General features: G+C 60.4%; 17 protein-coding genes. 12 read left to right on the top strand and 5 right to left on the bottom strand.

Translation table 11 applies throughout. The features are described from left to right. Window positions 1-289: 289 nt before the first annotated feature. The 12 genes from NAV32_RS11210 (at window position 290) to NAV32_RS11155 (ending at window position 15,043) form a co-directional block, all read left to right on the top strand. Window positions 290-1,540: an acyl-CoA dehydrogenase family protein gene (locus tag NAV32_RS11210; protein ID WP_256052875.1), complete on the top strand. Its 1,251-nt coding sequence runs from the start codon at window positions 290-292 to the stop codon at window positions 1,538-1,540. Window positions 1,541-1,936: 396 nt separating this feature from the next. Continuing rightward, window positions 1,937-4,039, top strand: coding sequence for a transcriptional regulator NosR (nosR, locus tag NAV32_RS11205; protein WP_423836425.1), 2,103 nt, complete (start codon window positions 1,937-1,939; stop codon window positions 4,037-4,039). Between the two features lie 75 nt (window positions 4,040-4,114). After that, window positions 4,115-6,031, top strand: a complete 1,917-nt coding sequence (gene nosZ, locus NAV32_RS11200; protein ID WP_256052873.1) for a TAT-dependent nitrous-oxide reductase — start codon at window positions 4,115-4,117, stop codon at window positions 6,029-6,031. Between the two features lie 141 nt (window positions 6,032-6,172). Next, window positions 6,173-7,483 carry a nitrous oxide reductase family maturation protein NosD gene (locus NAV32_RS11195; protein ID WP_256052872.1) on the top strand — a complete coding sequence of 437 codons (1,311 nt, stop codon included), beginning with the start codon at window positions 6,173-6,175 and terminating at the stop codon, window positions 7,481-7,483. Next, window positions 7,480-8,406 carry an ABC transporter ATP-binding protein gene (locus NAV32_RS11190; RefSeq protein ID WP_256052871.1) on the top strand — a complete coding sequence of 309 codons (927 nt, stop codon included), beginning with the start codon at window positions 7,480-7,482 and terminating at the stop codon, window positions 8,404-8,406. Before NAV32_RS11195 ends, NAV32_RS11190 begins: the two co-directional genes overlap by 4 nt. Further along, a complete protein-coding gene (locus tag NAV32_RS11185) occupies window positions 8,403-9,230 on the top strand; it encodes an ABC transporter permease (protein WP_256052870.1) in 828 nt (275 codons plus the stop codon). The genes NAV32_RS11190 and NAV32_RS11185 overlap by 4 nt, the downstream gene beginning before the upstream one ends. Window positions 9,231-9,255: 25 nt before the next feature. Next, window positions 9,256-9,855 (top strand): nitrous oxide reductase accessory protein NosL, encoded by a 600-nt coding sequence (locus NAV32_RS11180; RefSeq protein WP_256052880.1) that lies wholly within the window; start codon window positions 9,256-9,258, stop codon window positions 9,853-9,855. Between the two features lie 33 nt (window positions 9,856-9,888). After that, a complete protein-coding gene (gene tatA / locus NAV32_RS11175) occupies window positions 9,889-10,065 on the top strand; it encodes a twin-arginine translocase TatA/TatE family subunit (RefSeq protein ID WP_423836424.1) in 177 nt (58 codons plus the stop codon). Between the two features lie 330 nt (window positions 10,066-10,395). Further along, entirely contained in the window at window positions 10,396-11,586 is a 1,191-nt protein-coding gene (locus NAV32_RS11170; RefSeq protein ID WP_256052869.1) for an NnrS family protein, read from the top strand. 109 nt (window positions 11,587-11,695) lie between these two features. Then, window positions 11,696-12,439 (top strand): SDR family NAD(P)-dependent oxidoreductase, encoded by a 744-nt coding sequence (locus NAV32_RS11165; RefSeq protein ID WP_256052868.1) that lies wholly within the window; start codon window positions 11,696-11,698, stop codon window positions 12,437-12,439. Window positions 12,440-12,468: 29 nt separating this feature from the next. Continuing rightward, window positions 12,469-13,587 carry a methyl-accepting chemotaxis protein gene (locus tag NAV32_RS11160; RefSeq protein ID WP_256052867.1) on the top strand — a complete coding sequence of 373 codons (1,119 nt, stop codon included), beginning with the start codon at window positions 12,469-12,471 and terminating at the stop codon, window positions 13,585-13,587. Between the two features lie 316 nt (window positions 13,588-13,903). Further along, on the top strand, window positions 13,904-15,043 hold the full coding sequence (locus NAV32_RS11155; protein ID WP_256052866.1) for an HPP family protein: 1,140 nt from the start codon (window positions 13,904-13,906) through the stop codon (window positions 15,041-15,043). 12 nt (window positions 15,044-15,055) lie between these two features. Here the strand turns inward: NAV32_RS11155 and NAV32_RS11150 are convergent, their stop codons facing one another. From NAV32_RS11150 to ytfE, 5 genes are all read right to left on the bottom strand, one after another. Next, window positions 15,056-15,916, bottom strand: coding sequence for a LysR family transcriptional regulator (locus NAV32_RS11150; RefSeq protein ID WP_256052865.1), 861 nt, complete (start codon window positions 15,914-15,916; stop codon window positions 15,056-15,058). A gap of 150 nt (window positions 15,917-16,066) precedes the next feature. Next, a complete protein-coding gene (locus NAV32_RS11145; RefSeq protein ID WP_256052864.1) occupies window positions 16,067-16,261 on the bottom strand; it encodes a DnrP protein in 195 nt (64 codons plus the stop codon). Window positions 16,262-16,363: 102 nt separating this feature from the next. Further along, window positions 16,364-17,047 carry a Crp/Fnr family transcriptional regulator gene (locus tag NAV32_RS11140; protein WP_256052863.1) on the bottom strand — a complete coding sequence of 228 codons (684 nt, stop codon included), beginning with the start codon at window positions 17,045-17,047 and terminating at the stop codon, window positions 16,364-16,366. Window positions 17,048-17,263: 216 nt separating this feature from the next. After that, entirely contained in the window at window positions 17,264-17,776 is a 513-nt protein-coding gene (locus NAV32_RS11135; protein ID WP_256052862.1) for a DnrO protein, read from the bottom strand. A 56-nt stretch (window positions 17,777-17,832) separates the two neighbouring features. Further along, a complete protein-coding gene (gene ytfE / locus NAV32_RS11130; RefSeq protein ID WP_256052861.1) occupies window positions 17,833-18,504 on the bottom strand; it encodes an iron-sulfur cluster repair protein YtfE in 672 nt (223 codons plus the stop codon). Window positions 18,505-18,593 lie beyond the last annotated feature (89 nt).

Genomic DNA, 18,593 nt, shown 5'->3' with positions numbered 1-18,593 from the left:
CCTTCGGTTAACCCGATCTACGCCGGGCCATCGTGGGGGCGGACTTGTCCGCGAGCGCTGCTTTGTGCTCCGACTCCGAGTGCTCTGCCAAAAAGCTCGCGAATGAATTCGCTCCCACAAAAACAGCTGCTTTGTGCAGCAGTCGGATCACGCTTCGCGTGTGCCGTTGCGGTTCGTGGCGCCCATCGTGAGATTGATTGGGCCTGATTCAGCAGCTGTACTTTCATTGCCTTGCCGGCGGCGGCTCGTAAAGTGGTTGCATCGCATCCGGATTGGCAGAGGTTATCGCATGAATTTCGCTTACAGCCCGCGTGTGGAGGCGCTGCGCCAGCAGCTGCGCGCCTTCATGGACCAGCACATCGTGCCACGCATCGGTGCCTGGCATGCCGAGGTCGCTGCAGGTCAGTATCCCGTGTCCTTTATGGACGATCTCAAGGCGCTGGCACGTTCCGAGGGGCTGTGGAACCTGTTCCTGCCTTCGTTGCGCGACGATGAGCCAGGCATGGGCTTGAGCAATCTTGAGTACGCGCCCCTGGCAGAAATCATGGGGCGCGTGCACTGGGCATCCGAGGTGTTCAACTGCAATGCGCCGGATACCGGCAACATGGAGTTGCTGCACCTGTTCGCCACGCCCGAGCAGCGCGAGCGTTGGCTCAAACCTCTGCTTGAGGGAGAAATCCGCTCGGCTTTCGCCATGACCGAGCCGGACGTGCCGTCGTCCGACGCCACCAATATCCAGACGCGGATCAGTCGCGACGGTGGCGATTACGTCATCAACGGGCGCAAGTGGTTTATCACCAACGCCGCGCATCCCCACTGCAAGGTGCTGATCGTGATGGGCAAGACCGATCCCGACGCCGACACGCATCACCAGCAGAGCATGATCCTGGTGCCCTTTGACACGCCTGGCGTGGAGCTGGTGCGCAATATACCGGTGATGAACCACATCGCCCCGGAAGGCCATTGCGAGCTGCTGCTGAAGAACGTGCGGGTGCCTGCGAACTACCTGCTGGGTAAGGAGGGCGACGGCTTCATGATGGCTCAGGCGCGTCTCGGGCCGGGACGCATCCATCACTGCATGCGTTCGATCGGCATGGCCGAGCTGGCGCTGGAGCTGATGGTCGAGCGCTGCCAGGAACGCAAGGCGTTCGGCAAGTACCTGCAGCAGTACGCCAACGTGACCGACTGGATCGCCGAGTCGCGTATCGAAATCGAACAGGCGCGGCTGCTGGTGCTGAAGACTGCCTGGATGATCGACGAGGTCGGTGCCAAGGCCGCGCGCAAGGAGATTTCCATGATCAAGGCGCTGGTGCCGCGGATGCACACCAGCGTCGTCGATCGTGCCATCCAGGTCTACGGCGCGATGGGGCTGACGCCCGATACGCCATTGGCGGACATGTGGATTGGCGGCCGCTCCCTGCGCTTCGCCGACGGCCCGGACCAGGTGCACCTGCGCAGCATCGCCAGAATGGAGTTCAAGGCCAGCGAAGCCAGCCGCGGCGTTACTGCGGCCTACCTTACGCCACCGGGTCGCCACTGACCTGAGCGGTGCAGGCGGGAACCGTTCAGGTTCAGTGCCTCTCGCCAACGCCTCTTTCACAACCCGGCCCGATGGGACTTCCCATCGGGCTTTTGCTTTTCCAGTACGGAACTTAGCGTCTTGGGCTCCCGGGCCTGTGGACGACCGCTTAATAGCATCTAGTCTTCATGCAAGTGCGAGGCGTTATACGGCAGTGTTCGGACTTTCATTGACTTGGCTCAATGGAATCCCTTCTGGTGCGGGGCGGGCTTGATTGCAATCAAGGGTAATCTCGAACGCTGTCACCTACCATGCCTTGAACATTTCAGCCGGAAGTGGAGTTATATGAAGCCCCTGTGTAGCACGTCTGTTGTTGTCGGCAATTGGGGGAAGCATCTGCTGGTTGCAGTGTTCCTTATGCTTGCCAGCCTGGCGCTGCAGGCCAAAGAGTATGAGGTCGAACAGCAGCGCATCGAGCAGTTCTTCCCGCAGGTCACCCACGTCTCCGAGCCTGACGGCGAATACCAGGTGCGTACCCTTGCCGATGGTGTCGGCACCGTCCATGGCTATGCCTTCCAAAGCATCAACGTTACCCAGATCCCGGCTTATTCCGGCAAGCCGATCAACATGCAGGTGTTGCTCGACAACGAGGGCGTCATTGTCGATGCCTATGTGCTGGAACATCACGAGCCGATCCTGCTGATCGGTATTCCCGAGCAAAAGCTGCACGATTTCAACGCCAAATATGCCGGCATCAAGGCCGATCAGCGTGTAGTGATTGGCCGTTCGCGTGACAGCAACGCCGTAACCATCGATGCCTTGAGCGGCGCCACGGTGACCGTGATGGTCATCAACGAGATCGTCATGGGCGCGGCCCATGAAGTGGCGGCATCGCTGGGGTTGGTCAAGAGCAATATCGGTGCGCGGCAGAAGCCGGCGACCGTGCTCAAGGATGTCTATCGGCCCGCCAGTTGGAGCGAGCTGACCGGGGATGGCTCGATTCGACGTCTGCACCTGACCAATGGTCAGATCAACGAAGCCTTCCAGGGTACCGAAGCCGAGGGAATTGACGAGGCGTCAGCCGACAGGGTCGAGGAAACCTTCGTCGATCTCTACGTGGCGCAGCTGGATCCACCCACCATCGGTCGTAACCTGCTGGGTGACAATCAATACCGCTTCCTGATGGAAGAGCTCAAGCCGGGCGAGCATGCCATTGCCGTGCTGGGCAGCGGCGAATACTCCTTCAAGGGCTCGGGCTATGTGCGTGGCGGGATTTTCGATCGGGTCCAGCTACGCCAGTTCGGCAACATCTACAGCTTCCGCGACCTCGATTTCCAGCGTCTCAACGACGTCTACGCCGAAGGCATACCTGACTTCAAGGAAATGGCCATTTTCATCATTCGTGAGCATGCCGGGTTCGATCCGGGTACGCCGTGGACGATGGAGTTGCTGGTGCGTCGCCAGACCGGCCCGGTAGACAGCATCTTCACCAGTTTCGAGCTGCCCTATCAAATTCCCGAGGAATACATCGAACGACCGCTGCCGACCGCCGAGGAACTGGCGATCATCGAGGAAGCCAATCGTCCGATGTGGGTCAATATCTGGTATCAGAAGAGCTTCCAGATCGGCGTGATACTGGTCGCGCTGACGCTGCTGACTGTCATCCTCTTCATGCAGGACAAGTTCGCCAAGCACCCCAACTTCCTGAAAATGCTGCGTCATGGCTACCTGATCTTCACCGTGGTGTTCATCGGCTGGTATGCCCTGGGGCAGCTGTCGGTGGTCAACGTACTGACCTTCGTGCATGCGCTGGTACAGGATTTCCGCTGGGAGCTGTTCCTGACCGATCCGGTGATTTTCATTCTCTGGGTCTTCACCGCCGCAAGCATCCTGCTCTGGGGACGTGGCGTGTTCTGCGGCTGGTTGTGCCCCTTCGGTGCGCTGCAGGAACTGATCAACGAAGCCGCGCGCAAGCTGAAAATTCCCCAGTACGACGTGCCCTTCGCCGTGCATGAGCGGCTCTGGGCCATCAAGTACATCGTATTGCTGGTGCTGTTCGGTATCTCGCTGGAATCCATGATGCTGGCCGAGAAGGCTGCCGAAGTGGAGCCATTCAAGACCGCCATCACCCTCAAGTTCGACCGTCAGTGGTGGTTCGTGCTCTACGCGGTGGCATTGCTGGTGATCAATATATTCACCCGCAAGGTGTACTGCCGTTACATATGCCCGCTGGGTGCAGGGCTCGCGATCACCGGTCGCTTCCGGCTGTTCGATTGGCTCAAGCGGCGCAAGGAGTGCGGCAGTCCGTGCCAGATCTGCGCCAATGAATGCGAGGTGCAGGCAATTCATCCGGATGGGCATATCAACCATAACGAATGCCACTACTGTCTGGATTGCCAGATGACTTATCACAACGAAAACAAGTGTCCGCCGCTGATCGCGAAGAACAAGCGCGCCAGGCGTGACAAGAAGGCCCCAGCTGCACCGCAGTTGATTCCCGTGCAAGTGGTGGAACCCTGAGTGCTCGGTTGCGAGCTGCTCGAAACTGGTAGCAAGACCCGTTTTTGACAAGATGTCCCAAAGGAGCAAAACCCCATGAGCGAAAAAGATTCCAAGAACACCCCGCAAGCCCCAGAGAAGCTCGGCCTGAGTCGCCGTGGCTTCCTCGGCGCCAGCGCGGTTACCGGCGCGGCCGTAGCGGCGACCGCTTTCGGCGGCGCAGTAATGAGCCGCGAGTCCTGGGCTGCCGCGGTGAAGAATGCGCAGCAGAACATTCACGTCGCGCCGGGCGAGCTGGACGACTACTACGGTTTCTGGAGCGGCGGCCACCAGGGCGAAGTGCGTGTGATGGGCGTCCCGTCGATGCGCGAACTGATGCGCATCCCGGTGTTCAACGTCGACTCCGCCACCGGCTGGGGCCTGACCAACGAAAGTCGCGCGATCATGGGCGAGAGCGCCAAGTTCCTCAACGGCGACTGCCACCACCCGCACATCTCCATGACTGACGGCAAGTACGACGGCAAGTACCTGTTCATCAACGACAAGGCCAACACCCGCGTCGCGCGCATCCGTCTGGATATCATGAAGTGCGACAAGATGATCACCGTGCCGAACTGCCAGGCCATCCACGGTCTGCGTCTGCAGAAAGTGCCGCACACCAAGTACGTGTTCGCCAACGCTGAATTCGTCATCCCGCACCCGAACGACGGCAAGATCTTCGATCTGCAGGATGAGAACAGCTACACCATGTACAACGTGATCGACGCCGAGAAGATGGAGATGGCCTTCCAGATCATCGTCGATGGCAACCTGGACAACACTGACGCCGACTACACGGGTCGCTTCGCCGCTGCCACCTGCTACAACTCGGAAAAGGCCTATGACCTCGGCGGCATGATGCGCAACGAGCGCGACTGGGTCGTGGTGTTCGACATTCACGCTGCGGAGAAGGCAGTAAAGGAAGGCAAGTTCATCACTCTTGGCGATTCCAAGGTGCCGGTGATCGACGGTCGCAAGAAAGCCGAGAAGGACAGCCAGTTCACCCGCTACATCCCGGTGCCGAAAAACCCGCACGGTCTGAACACCTCGTCCGACGGCAAGTACTTCATTGCCAATGGCAAGCTGTCGCCAACCGTATCGATGATCGAAATCGCCAAGCTGCCTGACCTGTTCGCCGACAAGCTCAAGGACCCGCGTGACACCATCGCCGCCGAAGTGGAACTGGGCCTCGGCCCGCTGCACACCACCTTCGACGGTCGCGGCAACGCCTATACCACCTTGTTCATCGACAGCCAGGTGGTCAAGTGGAACATGGCCGACGCCGTTCGCGCCTATAACGGTGAGAAGGTCAACTACATCAAGCAGAAGCTGGACGTGCATTACCAGCCTGGCCACATCCACGCCTCGCTCTGCGAAACCAGCGAAGCCGACGGCAAGTGGCTGGTTGCGCTGTGCAAGTTCGGCAAGGACCGCTTCCTGCCGACCGGCCCGCTGCACCCGGAAAACGATCAGCTGATCGATATCTCCGGTGATGAGATGAAGCTGGTCCACGATGGCCCGACCTACGCCGAGCCGCACGACTGCATCATGGCCCGTCGCGATCAGATCAAGACCAAGAAGATCTGGGACCGCAACGATCCGTTCTTCGCACCCACCGTGGAAATGGCGAAGAAGGACGGCATCAACCTCGATACCGACAACAAGGTCATTCGCGACGGCAACAAGGTGCGCGTGTACATGACCTCGATGGCGCCGGCGTTCGGCGTGCAGGAGTTCACCGTCAAGCAGGGCGATGAGGTTACCGTGACCATCACCAACATCGACCAGATCGAAGACGTGTCCCACGGCTTCGTCATGGTCAACCATGGTGCGAGCATGGAAATCAGCCCGCAGCAGACTTCTTCGATCACCTTTGTCGCAGACAAGCCGGGCCTGCACTGGTACTACTGCAGCTGGTTCTGCCATGCGCTGCACATGGAAATGGTCGGTCGCATGATGGTTGAGCCGGCCTGACGCAAGGGCCGTACTCGTGGGAGAGGTTTGAAGCGGGATACGCTCTTGCATCGAATCGATCCCACGCTTTTCCAGCACGGCGACCCTTGCAGGGTCGCCGTGCTGCATTATTCGCCTGGACGCTGAAGAAGGTAATTAGCTGTGCTCGGATTTCAGGCCACCCGTAGGTTGCAACCACTGGCGCTTGTAGCGCTGATTATTTCCAGCGGTGCCGCCGTGGCGGAACCGCAACCCATCACCGCTCTGCCGCTGCAGGCAGAGGGTGAAAATCGCTGGACGCTGCCCGCCGGCGAGTACAGTGGTCAATTTCTCATTGACCAGCCGCTGACGCTTGCTTGTGCGCCCGGGGCGGTGATCCGCGGGGAAAACCAGGGCAACGTCCTCACCGTGCGTGCGCCCGATGTAACCATCGAAGGGTGCGAGCTGCGCGAGTCGGGCCGTGACCTGACCCATATGAACGCGGCGATCTTTCTGGAGCCCACTGCCAATGGTGCGGTAATCCGCAACAACTACCTGCAGGGCGCGGGTTTCGGTATCTGGTCTGAGCTCAATCAGAATGTGCTGATCGAGGGCAACCGGATCGAAGGTGAGCTGAGCCTGCGTTCCCAGGATCGCGGCAACGGCATACATCTGTTTTCCGTCAAAGGCGCCCGCGTGCTCGACAACCACGTCTGGAATGCGCGTGACGGCATCTATATCGACAACTCCAATGGCAACAGCATCGAGCGCAACCTGTTCGAGGATCTGCGCTACGGCGTGCACTACATGTTCTCCCACGATAACCGGGTGATCGGCAATGTCACGCGCCGGACCCGCACTGGCTATGCGCTGATGCAGAGCCGCAAGCTGACGGTGATCGGCAATCGCTCCGAGCACGATCAGAACTACGGTGTGCTGATGAACTACATCACTTACTCGGTGCTACGGGACAACTTCGTCACTGATGTCGAGCGTGGTGATACCGGTGGCGACAGCATGATCAGCGGCGGCGAGGGCAAGGGGTTGTTCATCTACAACTCGTTGTTCAACATCATCGAGAACAATCATTTCCAGCGCAGCGACCTGGGTATCCACCTGACCGCAGGTTCGGAAGATAACCGCATCAGCGGAAACGCCTTCGTCGGGAATGTCCAACAGGTCAAATACGTGGCCACACGGACCCAGGAATGGTCGGTCGACGGACGTGGCAACTACTGGAGCGATTACCTGGGATGGGATCGCAACGAAGACGGACTGGGGGATATTCCCTACGAGCCCAACGACAACGTCGACCGCTTGCTGTGGATGTACCCGCAGGTGCGTCTGCTGATGAACAGCCCCAGTATCGAAGTGCTGCGCTGGGTGCAGCGGGCATTTCCGGTGATCAAGTCGCCGGGGGTGCAGGACAGCCACCCGTTGATGAAACTGCCTACCGAGAAACTGATGAACACAACGCAGGAGCCCAACTCATGAGTGCTGTAGAGATTCAGGGCGTCAGCCAGCGTTATGGCGACATGACCGTATTGCACGATTTGAACCTGACCCTGGGCGAAGGCGAGGTGCTGGGGCTGTTCGGCCATAACGGCGCCGGCAAGACCACCACCATGAAGCTGATTCTCGGTCTGCTGCAGCCCAGCGAAGGGCACGTACAGGTGCTGGGGCGTGATCCACGCACCACCGATGTCCGCCGCCAGATGGGCTATCTGCCGGAGAACGTGACCTTCTATCCACAACTGACCGGCCGCGAAACCCTGCGCCATTTCGCCCGCCTGAAAAGCACGCCACTGGGCCAGGTCGATGACCTGCTTGAGCAGGTCGGCCTGGCTCATGCGGCGGATCGGCGGGTAAAAACCTATTCCAAGGGTATGCGCCAGCGACTGGGGCTGGCCCAGGCTGTACTGGGTGAGCCGCGCCTGTTGCTGCTTGACGAGCCGACGGTGGGCCTTGATCCCATCGCCACCCAGGACCTCTATCAGCTGGTCGATCGTCTGCGTCGCAGCGGCACCAGTGTGATTCTCTGCTCCCACGTGTTGCCCGGTGTGGAAGCGCATATCAACCGTGCGGCCATTCTCGCCAAGGGGCGCATGCAGGCCATTGGCAGTATCAGGCAGTTGCGCAGTGAAGCCGGTTTGCCGACGCGTATTCGCGCCAGTGGGGTCAGCCAGAGCGAAGCCTGGCTGGAGCGCTGGACTGCAGCGGGCTATGCGGCGCAGCGACATGGTGAAGATGGGGTCGAGGTTGTTGCCATCAACGGTCACAAGCTGCCGCTGCTGCGCGAGCTGCTCGGGGAAGGCGAGCCGGAAGACGTCGAGATTCATCAGCCGTCGCTGGAGGATCTGTATCGCTACTACATGGAACGCGCCGGTGACGTGCGGGTTGCGGAGGGCACGCTATGAATCAGGTCTGGAACATTGCCCGCAAGGAGCTCAGTGACGGCCTGCGCAACCGCTGGTTGCTGGCCATCAGTCTGCTGTTCGCAGTGCTCGCGGTGGGTATTGCCTGGCTGGGGGCGGCGGCTTCGGGGCAACTGGGCTTCACCTCGATTCCGGCGACCATCGCCAGCCTGGCGAGCCTTGCCACCTTCCTCATGCCGCTGATTGCGCTGCTGCTGGCCTATGACGCCATCGTCGGTGAGGACGAGGGCGGCACGCTGATGCTGCTGCTGACCTATCCGCTGGGACGTGGACAGATTCTGTTGGGCAAGTTCGTCGGTCATGGACTGATTCTGGCGCTGGCAGTGCTGATCGGCTTCGGCTGTGCGGCGGTAGCCATCGCGCTGCTGGTCGAGGATATCGAGCTGGGCATGCTGGTCTGGGCCTTCGGGCGCTTCATGATCTCCTCGACCCTGCTGGGCTGGGTGTTCCTGGCGCTGGCCTACGTGATCAGCAGCAAGGTCGGCGAGAAGTCCAGCGCTGCCGGCCTGGCGCTGGGCGTCTGGTTTCTTTTCGTGCTGGTCTTCGATCTGGTGCTGCTGGCGCTGCTGGTGCTCAGCGAGGGCAAGTTCAGTCCCGAATTGCTGCCCTGGCTGCTGCTGCTCAATCCCGCCGATATCTACCGGCTGATCAACCTGTCCGGTTTCGAGGGCGGCAGCGCCATGGGTGTGCTGTCGCTGGGCAGCGATCTGCCCATGCCTACTGCGGCGCTCTGGTTGTGCCTGCTGGTCTGGGTTGGCGTCTCGCTGTTGTGCGCCTATGGCGTGTTCCGCCGTCGGCTTGCCTGAATCTAGTTCTGAAGGAATTGCAATGATGAAAGCGTTTTACACCAAGGCCTCCGGGGTTTTAATTGCCATGTTGTTGCTGACGGGTTGTGGCGAAAGTGAGCAAACCACCCAGGTACAGGAGCCGTTGGCCTTTCACGCCGATGACGAATGCCATGTCTGCGGCATGGTCGTCCTCGACTTTCCAGGTCCCAAGGGCCAGGCGATAGAAAAGGGCGGGGTGAAGAAGTTTTGTTCCACGGGGGAAATGATCGGTTGGTGGCTGCAGCCGGAAAATCGCGTATTGGACGTACGGCTCTACGTGCATGACATGGCTCACGGCAGCTGGGAGCAGCCCGATGATGCTCATCTGATCGACGCGAAAAGCGCCTGGTATGTGGCTGGCACGCAGCTCAAGGGCGCCATGGGCGCGGTGCTGGCGTCTTTCTCCGATGAGGCTGCAGCACGGCAGCTGGCCGCCGAGCATGGAGGCCGTGTGCTGCGCTTCGAGGAGATAGACCAGGCGGTATTGCAGGAAGGCGTGGGCATGGAGCACATGGACCACGGCGACCATCTGGAGAACATGAAGCACATGGAACAGATGGGGCATGAGGCGTCCGATCAAGAACACGACCATGCGGGTCATTGAGCGGCAACAGACAACTTCAATGAGGTGAATGAAATGATGGGTATCAGTATCTGGCAGCTTCTGATCATTCTGCTGATCGTGGTCATGCTGTTCGGCACCAAGCGCCTGCGCGGCCTCGGTTCGGATCTGGGCAGCGCCATAAGCGGCTTTCGCAAATCGGTAAACGAAGGGGAAAGCACCCCTGAGCCGGTCAAGCACGAGATCAAATAGACCCGCTTGAAGACGGCTGCTTCTGCTGCAGGAGCAGTCGCCTTCCTCTGTTGTGGGGCGGACAAGGTCCGCGAAAGGCTCCTCGCCAGGGCATGATTCCCACTGCGGGCATGGTCTGCTCCTGCAAAAAAATACGCTACAGGTTCCCCTGTGCGCCGCCGCCGCTCGTCGTTGGCGCACCCTCTCTTGAAAAATCTGATTGCAATCAAGTCTGCCAAAGCCCCCTAAGCTGTAGAAAGTAACCCTGGCTGCCGTAATCGTGGCAGCCGTCATTCAGGCGTGGCGGAGCTGTCCGCTGCCCGCCGTAGAAGAAAGTTTTCAGGAGGCCTTGTGCAAGTTCTCGATCGGCGAAAAGCCCTGAGTATTCCACCTGTGTGGCGTCTCGCGTTTCGCCCGTTCTTTCTCGCAGGCAGCGTCTTTGCCATGTTGGCCATACCGCTGTGGATTGCTGCCTGGACCGGGCTGTGGCCGGGTTTTCAGCCCACCGGTGGCTGGCTGGCCTGGCACCGTCACGAGATGCTGTTCGGCTTCGCCATGGCCATTGTTGCCGGATTTTTGCTGACCGCCGGCCAGACCTGGACCGGTCAGCCGGGCGTTTCCGGCAACCGGCTGATGGTGCTGGCTGGCGTGTGGCTGGCTGCGCGTTTGAGTTGGTTGCTGGGCTTGCCACTGGGCCTGTTGATTCCACTCAATCTGCTGTTTTTACTCGGTGTGTTGGTGCTGATGGCGCGGATGCTCTGGGTGGTCCGGCAGAAGCGCAACTATCCCATCGTGGCTGTGCTCACCCTGATGATCGGCGCCGAGTTGCTGGTGCTTTGCGGTTTGGCGCTGGGCGACGATGGACTGCAACGACAGGGGGTATTGGCCGGCCTTTGGCTGGTGGCAGCCCTTATGGCGTTGATTGGCGGGCGTGTGATTCCGTTCTTCACCCAGCGTGGCCTGGGTCGTGTCGAAGGTGTGAAGCCCTGGGTCTGGCTGGATATCGGGCTGCTGGTGGGCAGTGCGCTGATCGCCGCGCTCTATGCGAGCGGAATTGCTCTGCAGCAGAGCATGGTGTCAGGCCTGTTGTTGCTGGCTATCGGCGCCGGACATTTGTTGCGGTTGCTGCGCTGGCATGACAAGGGAATATGGGGCGTACCGCTGTTGTGGTCCCTGCACCTGGCGATGTTGTGGCTGGTGGTGGCGGCAGTAGGACTGGCGCTGTGGAACTTCGGTTTGCTGATCAACCCCAGCCCCTCCCTGCATGCCCTGAGCGTAGGCGCCATGAGCGGGCTGATTCTGGCGATGATCGCGCGGGTGACGCTCGGGCATACCGGGCGACCGCTGGAATTGCCACCGGGTATCTTCTGGGCCTTCGTACTGTTCAATCTGGGTGCGCTGTCTCGGGTGTTCTTTTCGACCTTCCTGCCCCTGACCTCGCTATGGCTGGCAGCGGCTTGCTGGGCTGTTGCACTTGCCCTTTATGTCTGGCGCTACGCCCCCATGCTGGTGGCGGCACGAGTCGACGGCCATCCGGGCTGATCGCCCGAACCAATCATTCCCGGCCTTTGGCCATTGTTGAAAAACTGCTGCCCTTCCAGTGCGGGAGGGCAACCTGCGGCTCGGCAAAATGCCGGCATCGGAGATGAAGATGAAAAACGAGTTCAAGGATCGCCTCGCGGTGATCACCGGCGCCAGCTCGGGAATCGGCCTGGCCCTTTGCGCGGCGTTGCTGCAGCGCGGCGCTCGCGTACTGGCCATGTCGCGTAGCGTGGGTGGCCTTGGTCCGCTGCTGGAAACCTATGCCGAACAGCTGCACTGGCTGGCAGGCGACGTGACCTCAAGAGACGACCTGCTTGCGCTTGCCCGTCGGGCGGCGGAACTGGGGCCGGTGGATTATCTGGTACCGAACGCCGGTATTGCCGAGCTGGGCGATAGTCTCGACATGGGCGCCTTCGACCGTCAGTGGGCCGTCAACGGTGCGGGTGCATTGAACACGCTGGGGGCTCTGCGCAACGAGCTGGCCAAACCGGCTTCGGTGGTATTCATCGGCACCTTTCTGATAGGCAGAACTTTTCCGGGGTTGGCTGCCTATATCGCCAGCAAGGCGGCGCTGCTCGCCCAGGCGCGTACCCTGGCAGTAGAGTTCGCACCGATGAACGTGCGCATCAATGTCGTCTCGCCGGGTCCCACTGCAACAGCCATCTGGGGCACTCTGGGGCTGAGCGACGAGCAGTTCGAACAGGTGGCGGAAGGCGTGAGCAAGCGTCTGCTGCCAGGCCATTTCCTGGAAGCCGCAGCAGTTGCCAACGTCGTTCTTTTCCAGCTTTCCCAAGGCGCTCGTGGCGTATATGGGCAGGACTGGGTGGTGGACAACGGTTACACGCTGGCTTGACACCCTGAAACCACCGTCAAGGAGCACGCATGCTGTTCAAGTGGAAAAAGACTGCGAGGCGCTTGCAGCTGGAGCGCGACACTCTGCAGGCAACCTGTGACGATCAGGCCAGCCGTATCGCTGCATTGCAGGAGCAGCTGGCTGATGCCAGGACGGGCAGTCAGGATAGCCAGCAGCAACTGGACTACTACCGGGGCGTGGCCGGCAATCTGATTCGCTTCAGCGCCTCCGTTGCTCATCTGGGCGACTCGTTTGAGTACCTTACCGGGCAGCTCAGCGAGAACCATACGCGTGCGGAGCAGGTCGCTGATGCGGCCTTGAGCAACCAGGAGCACTTCGGCGAATTGCAGGGCAGAGCTGCCGAGATGGAGGGCGGGCTCAATCAGGCTTCGACGAAGGTCGATACCCTTGCCGGGCGCTCACAGGAAATCAACGGTATCGTCGATCTCATCAGCGGTATTGCCAGCCAGACCAATCTGCTGGCCCTCAACGCAGCCATCGAGGCTGCGCGGGCTGGCGAGGCCGGTCGCGGCTTCGCGGTGGTCGCCGGAGAAATTCGCAGCCTGGCTGAAAAGACCGCATTGGCCACTGCCGATATCGTGCACAAGATTGGCGAAATCCAGGCGGAAATCGCCAATGTGCACGACTATATCCAGTCACAGAGCAGCATGGCGCAAGGCTTCAGCCGTACAACGGAACGAGCGGTCGATGCCATGGAGAGGCTGCATCAGTTGGCTGGCAGCATGCGTCAGGGTATCGAAAGTTCGTCATTCCGGGCCGGCATCGAGCTGGCGAATCTGGACGAACTTTCGCTCAAGTTCGTGGTGTACAACTACGTTCTGGATTCCACTCGGCAGAGCGCGCCGTCGCTGCCTGGCGAGCGGGAGTGCCGTTTCGGTCGCTGGTATTACGGCGAGGCGAACCGCAGCATGCATCAGCAGGATCATTTCCGGCAGATCGAGCGGCCGCACATTGCCGTGCATGATCAGGGGCAGCGGGCAATACAGGCCTTCAGTCGCCAAGCGCTGGACGAGACGCTCGCCTGTCTCGGGCGGATGGAAGAGGCCAATCTGGATGTGATGCGTATCGTTGCCGCGGTGGTGCGCGACCATGAAAGAGGCACTCAGGCGGAACCTGCGCACGTTTGAAGTTCTTCATGCCCGCTGGCGACGACCGTGAGGTCTGTTGCCGGCACGCTGGTGTCTGCGCAAAGCGACCCGGCAAGGTTTGCATGAGCCTTACCGCTTGCTCATGCCAACTCGCCTGTTTATAGCAAAAATATTGCTTTCATAAAGCAATACTATCCATTGGCTCTTATTGTTGCGCGTGCCGATAATGGGCGCCTCCCCTGGCTGGCGTGTCAGCTCCTCGCGTCATCCTGGGTCTTGAAGCGTCGCTAGTGCGCAGTCCATGGAAGGACATTTTTAACTGGCCCTCTTCTGCTCAACCTCCATAGTTGAACCCATGCAAGAACGCCTCTTCGACTGGTGTCGATCCTTTGTGCCCGCTCCCCTGATCGCTCGCCCCATTGAATGGCTGCGTGCTTCGCTGGGTATCGGCATGGCGCTGGCACTGGTGATGACGGTCGGCGCCTGGGTGTTCGGTGCCGCCATCATGCTGCCGCTGGCAGCACCGGCGGCAGCGACCGCCGTGCTGCTGTTTGTTGCTCCGTCGAGTCCATTCGCCCAGCCGTGGGCGGTCGTTGCCGGCAACCTCCTGGCCACGTTGATTGGCGTGGTGCTGGGGGCCAGCGGCATGCCTGTGGTTGCGTCTGCAGGGATTGCCGCAGGGCTGGCGATTGCGTGCCTGTACGGGCTGCGTTGCCTGCACCCGCCAGGGGCTGCGCTGGCCCTGGTCGCGGTGGTGGGTGGTGAGCAGATCGAGTCGTTTGGCTTTGCATTGCTCTATCCGGTGGCGTTCAACTCGTTTCTGCTGGTGGTGGTTGCGCTTGTCTACAACAACCTGACCGGACACCCCTATCCCAAGCCCCGGCCACGGAAGGGCAACGCTCATCACACCCTGGATGCGCTGCCCGGTGAGCGCATGAGCTTCAGCGAGGATGATGTTGAGCGGGCTCTGGAGGATTTCGGCGAGTATGTGGACATCACTCGCGATGACCTTGCGCAATTGATCAAGCAGACCGAGAAGCATGCGCTGCGGCGCAGCATGGGTGAGATCACCGCAGCCGATATTATGTCTCGCGATCTGTATTGGGGTACGCCAGGCTGCACCATCCAGCGCGCCTGGCAGACGCTGCGCGAGCATCGCCTGCATTCATTGCCGGTGCTCGATGCCGACAGCCGCAGGCTGCTTGGAATCGTAACCCTGGTCGATCTGCTCAAGCACTTTCGACCGACTTCGGCACGACTGAAGTTCGGTCAGTTGAAGTTTCTGCGTGGGGTGCATCTGGGAACGATCATGAGCAGCCCGGTGGTGTCGGTGAGCGAAAGCGCACACATGGTAGATCTGGTGTTCTTACTGTCCGACCAGGGGCTGCATTGCCTGCCGGTAGTCGACGATCAGCAGCGACTGGTGGGCATGATTACCCAGACCGATCTGATTGCGGCGCTGTACCGAAACTGGCTCAAGCATCTGCCCGACTAGCAGGCCGTTGCTTCAGATTTCGTAGTTCCAGCGCGACCAGTCGTAATCATCCTTGGCCACCTCATGCAGCAGTTCGATGGCTCTGAACAAGGCCGGTGATTGCGCTGCGCGGACGTAGACCAGATAGACCGGATAGCTGAACTCCGGCGCCTGCTCGACCCGCTTGAGAATGCCTTCGTCCAGATAGCGTTGCACCACTCGGGTGCGGAAGTAGCCGCGGCCTCCGCATTGCAACAGGTACTGCAGCGCCAAGGGGCCCAGGCTGAAGGACAGCGCTGAGCGCATGTTGCCCGGCAGGGCCAGGTCGTGCTGCTCACGAAAGGCCGGGCCCCAGTCCACATAGATATAAGGTTCGGGATGGGCGACCTGCACGACCTGGATCAGCTTTTCTTCGAGTACCTGCTCGACCTGCAGGCCTGGCCAGTAGGCCGGTTGATGAACCAGCGCAGCGTCCAGAGCGCCGAGTTCAAGTTTCTTCAGCAATTCGTTATCACTGGCCACATCGCTGCGTAGCGCATGGTCGGGCAGCGCCTGGCGCAGACGCTGTACCCAGGCCAGCATCAGTGGGTTGCTCAGGCTGACTTCAGCTCCGAGAGACAGCAGCTTGTCGTATCCGCGCGGCAACGGCAGGTCGCGTTTTGCGGTTTCCCAGGTCTGCACCAGTTGTGTGGCATAGGTGACGAAGCGTTCGCCATCGCTGGTCAGCCGTGCACCGGCGCGGTTGCGTATGAACAGCCGGCAGCCAAGCTGTGACTCCAGGCTGCGCACGCGCGCAGTGACTGCTGTCTGGGTGATGTGCAGACGTTCGGCGGTGGCGATGAAGCTGCCGCTGCGAATGATCTCGAGAAAGGTGCGGGCGAGATCGATATCCATGAGCGGCTCGTGATGAAGAAGTTGGCTGGAAGGCGGCTCAGATGACGATCAAAGCCGACCGGGCGCTGAAGTCTGGCCAACGGGAGGAAAAGCGCCCTCGGGCCAGGCTTCAGTGAGTGGACGCGCAATGATGGCAGAAAGTGACAGCTGCTAACCGATGCTGCTGCGCGGCAGCCAGAGGATCATTGCACCGCAGAATACCGTCAGGGCGATACAGAACCACATGAAGCGACGCTGGCGGCGTTCCGGCGCGCTGTCGGCATGTTCGGGCAAAGGCATGCCGCAGGTGCCGCATTCGGCATCCCTTGGCGGGTTGTCTTGCTGGCAGTACAGGCACTTGGGCATGGCGGTTTGTCCTCATCGATCAATGCCAGCTTGCCATGCCGGCCTTGCGATCAGGGTTGACGGTAATCAACCCCGGTTACAACGCCGGCTGGCTACGGGCGGTCACTCGAACTGTTCGAGGCGCTGGCGATCGAGAATGGTGATCTGGCGGCCGTCCTGAGTGATGATGGCTTCATCGATCAGGCGCCGGATGATGCGCGAAAAGGTTTCCGGCTGAATCGAAAGATGCCCGGCGATCAGCTGTTTTGCCATGGGCAACTCGAAGCTGTTGCCGTCATCCCGGGTGCGCGCCAGTTGCGTCATCAGATAGCGCACCACGCGGTGGGTTGCGTTCTTCAGCGACAGCGTTTCAATCTCGTTGATGCGCTGGTGCAGGCGCACGCTCAACTTGCCGAGCAGGGCGAAGGACAGTCGCTGGTTGGCTTCCAGCAGGCGCATGTAAGCGGTGTTGGAGAAGCGGTAAACCTGCGAGGGGCAAACGGCTTGGGCCGAAGCGACATAGTTGGGCGTGTCCATCAGCATCATGGCTTCGGCAAAGGTCTGGCGATTGCCGATGACCTCGAAGACCTTCTCCTGCCCGTCAGGCGTCAGGCGATAGATCTTGATGGCTCCCGAAATGACGAAATAGAAGGAGTGTGCCGGCTCGCCCTGATGGAACAGGTTGTCGCCCTTGTCCAGGTTGAGCAGTTGGCTGGAGCTCATCAACTCATCCATTTGCTCGTCGTTGAGCGGCTCGAACAGATGGTGGCTGCGGAGGATCTGGTTGTGTACGCGATGAAGCACCATGCAAGGCATCCTGTTTCTAATAATTGGCCACCCGCATACGCCTTTTTACGGCGAGGCGGCAGATCGCTCGTACCCGAACGGTAAGCCTTTGGATCGTCGTGGGCAATCCGAAAGGCAGCACTCACTGAAGACTAGCCCAACAGTGCGAGCGCTTTTATTGATACAGGCCAGTGTTGCGAGAGGCAAAGGCTGGCCTGGGCCGTATTGAGACATGGCTCAATGATTGTGGCTGTCCGGCTCGTTCCAGTGCGGCGCAGCGAAGAGCTCGGGGTACTGATGCAGGCTGGCGAGAATGCGTTGAACACCCTGATCTCGCTCCGCCGGTTCGGACAGTGCTTCGGCGCCCTTGAGCAGATCGATCAGCAGCACGTGAAGCGCGGCGTCGGCCTGTTCCGATAATTGGCAATTCTCGATGAGGTACGAGACATGCGTCTCGACATCCTTCTGCAACTGGATGGCTTGCGCCTCGCCAATGGGCTGCGCCGGATTGCCCGCCAGCGCCGTCTCGACGGCGTGCTGCAGGCGGGTCATGCCTTCACGCAGCGGTGCGTCGGTTTGCCATTGCTCGCCGGTTGTCACAGGTGCCTCAGCGGAATGACCGGCATGATCGTGGTGGCTTTGTGCGGCGTGCGCGGTGCTGATGACCATATCCAGCGCCACGCCGCTGGCCATTGCCAGTATCGAAGCCAGTGCCAGGCCCCAGGCCAAAGGTTGGATGACTGCTTTCATATCGCCTCCGGTAGCTCGAATACCGCGAGCGGTTTGCCCGCTTGGACAGATCTTTCTCAGTGTGTCGGGGTTTTCAGGAACAGGATGTTGTTCTCAAGGTGAATGTGCTGCATCAGGTCATCACGCAGCTCTTCCAGCCCGCGGTAAAGCGCACGCCAGGTATTGCACGCATTGGCCGGTGGGGTGATGTCGTTGGTGAGTGCTGCCAGCTGGGCCAGAGCAGCGCCATGCTGGTCGTGCTCGTAGCGCATGACCGCAATGGGACCGTGGGTCTGCGGGACTTCGATGCCGCTTCGCAGCATCGGAAACAGAATCTGTTCTTCCTTGAGCATGTGGCTCTCCAGCTCCTGCTGCATGCTCCATAGGTGTTCGGCGAGGCCGAGTGGGCATCCGGGCTTGTTGCCGTGAACCTGCTCCACGCGGCTGGCCAGGCGGATCAGCTCGGGAAACTGCTCGCGGTGGCGTTCATGGAAGCGTTCGAGGATGTGTTCGATCAGCGTGCCGACCGATTCTGCGCGCCAGTCCGGATCGCTGTCGGGCGAGCTGCTCAATCCGGCCAGCTCGGCGGCAATCGCCTGGGCGTCAAGGTCGCGTTGCAGGGCTGCATCGCGCAGGCTGGTGTTGCCACCACAGCAGAAATCCAGCTTGTACTGGCGGAACACGCGAGTGGCGCCCGGGATCAGGCAGGCCAGAGTGCCCAGGGTTTGCTCGATCAGTGCAGTTGTCATAAAACGAGTTCCGGGTTGAAGTTTGACTGCATCTTCGCAAGCGCCATGCCATTGCCAACTTGTTGTTAAACAAGAAATTAAAATTAAGC

The organism is Stutzerimonas stutzeri (genome assembly GCF_024448695.1).
GTDB lineage: Bacteria > Pseudomonadota > Gammaproteobacteria > Pseudomonadales > Pseudomonadaceae > Stutzerimonas > Stutzerimonas stutzeri_T.
This window is presented reverse-complemented; position numbering and strand designations above follow the sequence as displayed.

Coding starts and splice junctions, on each gene's coding strand:
- NAV32_RS11185 (WP_256052870.1), top strand. CDS start 8,403: ATGAATCAGGTCTGGAACATTGCCCGCAAGGAGCTCAGTGACGGCCTG.
- NAV32_RS11160 (WP_256052867.1), top strand. CDS start 12,469: ATGCTGTTCAAGTGGAAAAAGACTGCGAGGCGCTTGCAGCTGGAGCGC.
- NAV32_RS11150 (WP_256052865.1), bottom strand. CDS start 15,916: ATGGATATCGATCTCGCCCGCACCTTTCTCGAGATCATTCGCAGCGGC.
- NAV32_RS11155 (WP_256052866.1), top strand. CDS start 13,904: ATGCAAGAACGCCTCTTCGACTGGTGTCGATCCTTTGTGCCCGCTCCC.
- NAV32_RS11135 (WP_256052862.1), bottom strand. CDS start 17,776: ATGAAAGCAGTCATCCAACCTTTGGCCTGGGGCCTGGCACTGGCTTCG.
- NAV32_RS11180 (WP_256052880.1), top strand. CDS start 9,256: ATGAAAGCGTTTTACACCAAGGCCTCCGGGGTTTTAATTGCCATGTTG.
- NAV32_RS11210 (WP_256052875.1), top strand. CDS start 290: ATGAATTTCGCTTACAGCCCGCGTGTGGAGGCGCTGCGCCAGCAGCTG.
- NAV32_RS11145 (WP_256052864.1), bottom strand. CDS start 16,261: ATGCCCAAGTGCCTGTACTGCCAGCAAGACAACCCGCCAAGGGATGCC.
- NAV32_RS11140 (WP_256052863.1), bottom strand. CDS start 17,047: ATGGTGCTTCATCGCGTACACAACCAGATCCTCCGCAGCCACCATCTG.
- ytfE (WP_256052861.1), bottom strand. CDS start 18,504: ATGACAACTGCACTGATCGAGCAAACCCTGGGCACTCTGGCCTGCCTG.
- tatA (WP_423836424.1), top strand. CDS start 9,889: ATGATGGGTATCAGTATCTGGCAGCTTCTGATCATTCTGCTGATCGTG.
- NAV32_RS11165 (WP_256052868.1), top strand. CDS start 11,696: ATGAAAAACGAGTTCAAGGATCGCCTCGCGGTGATCACCGGCGCCAGC.
- nosZ (WP_256052873.1), top strand. CDS start 4,115: ATGAGCGAAAAAGATTCCAAGAACACCCCGCAAGCCCCAGAGAAGCTC.
- nosR (WP_423836425.1), top strand. CDS start 1,937: ATGCTTGCCAGCCTGGCGCTGCAGGCCAAAGAGTATGAGGTCGAACAG.
- NAV32_RS11190 (WP_256052871.1), top strand. CDS start 7,480: ATGAGTGCTGTAGAGATTCAGGGCGTCAGCCAGCGTTATGGCGACATG.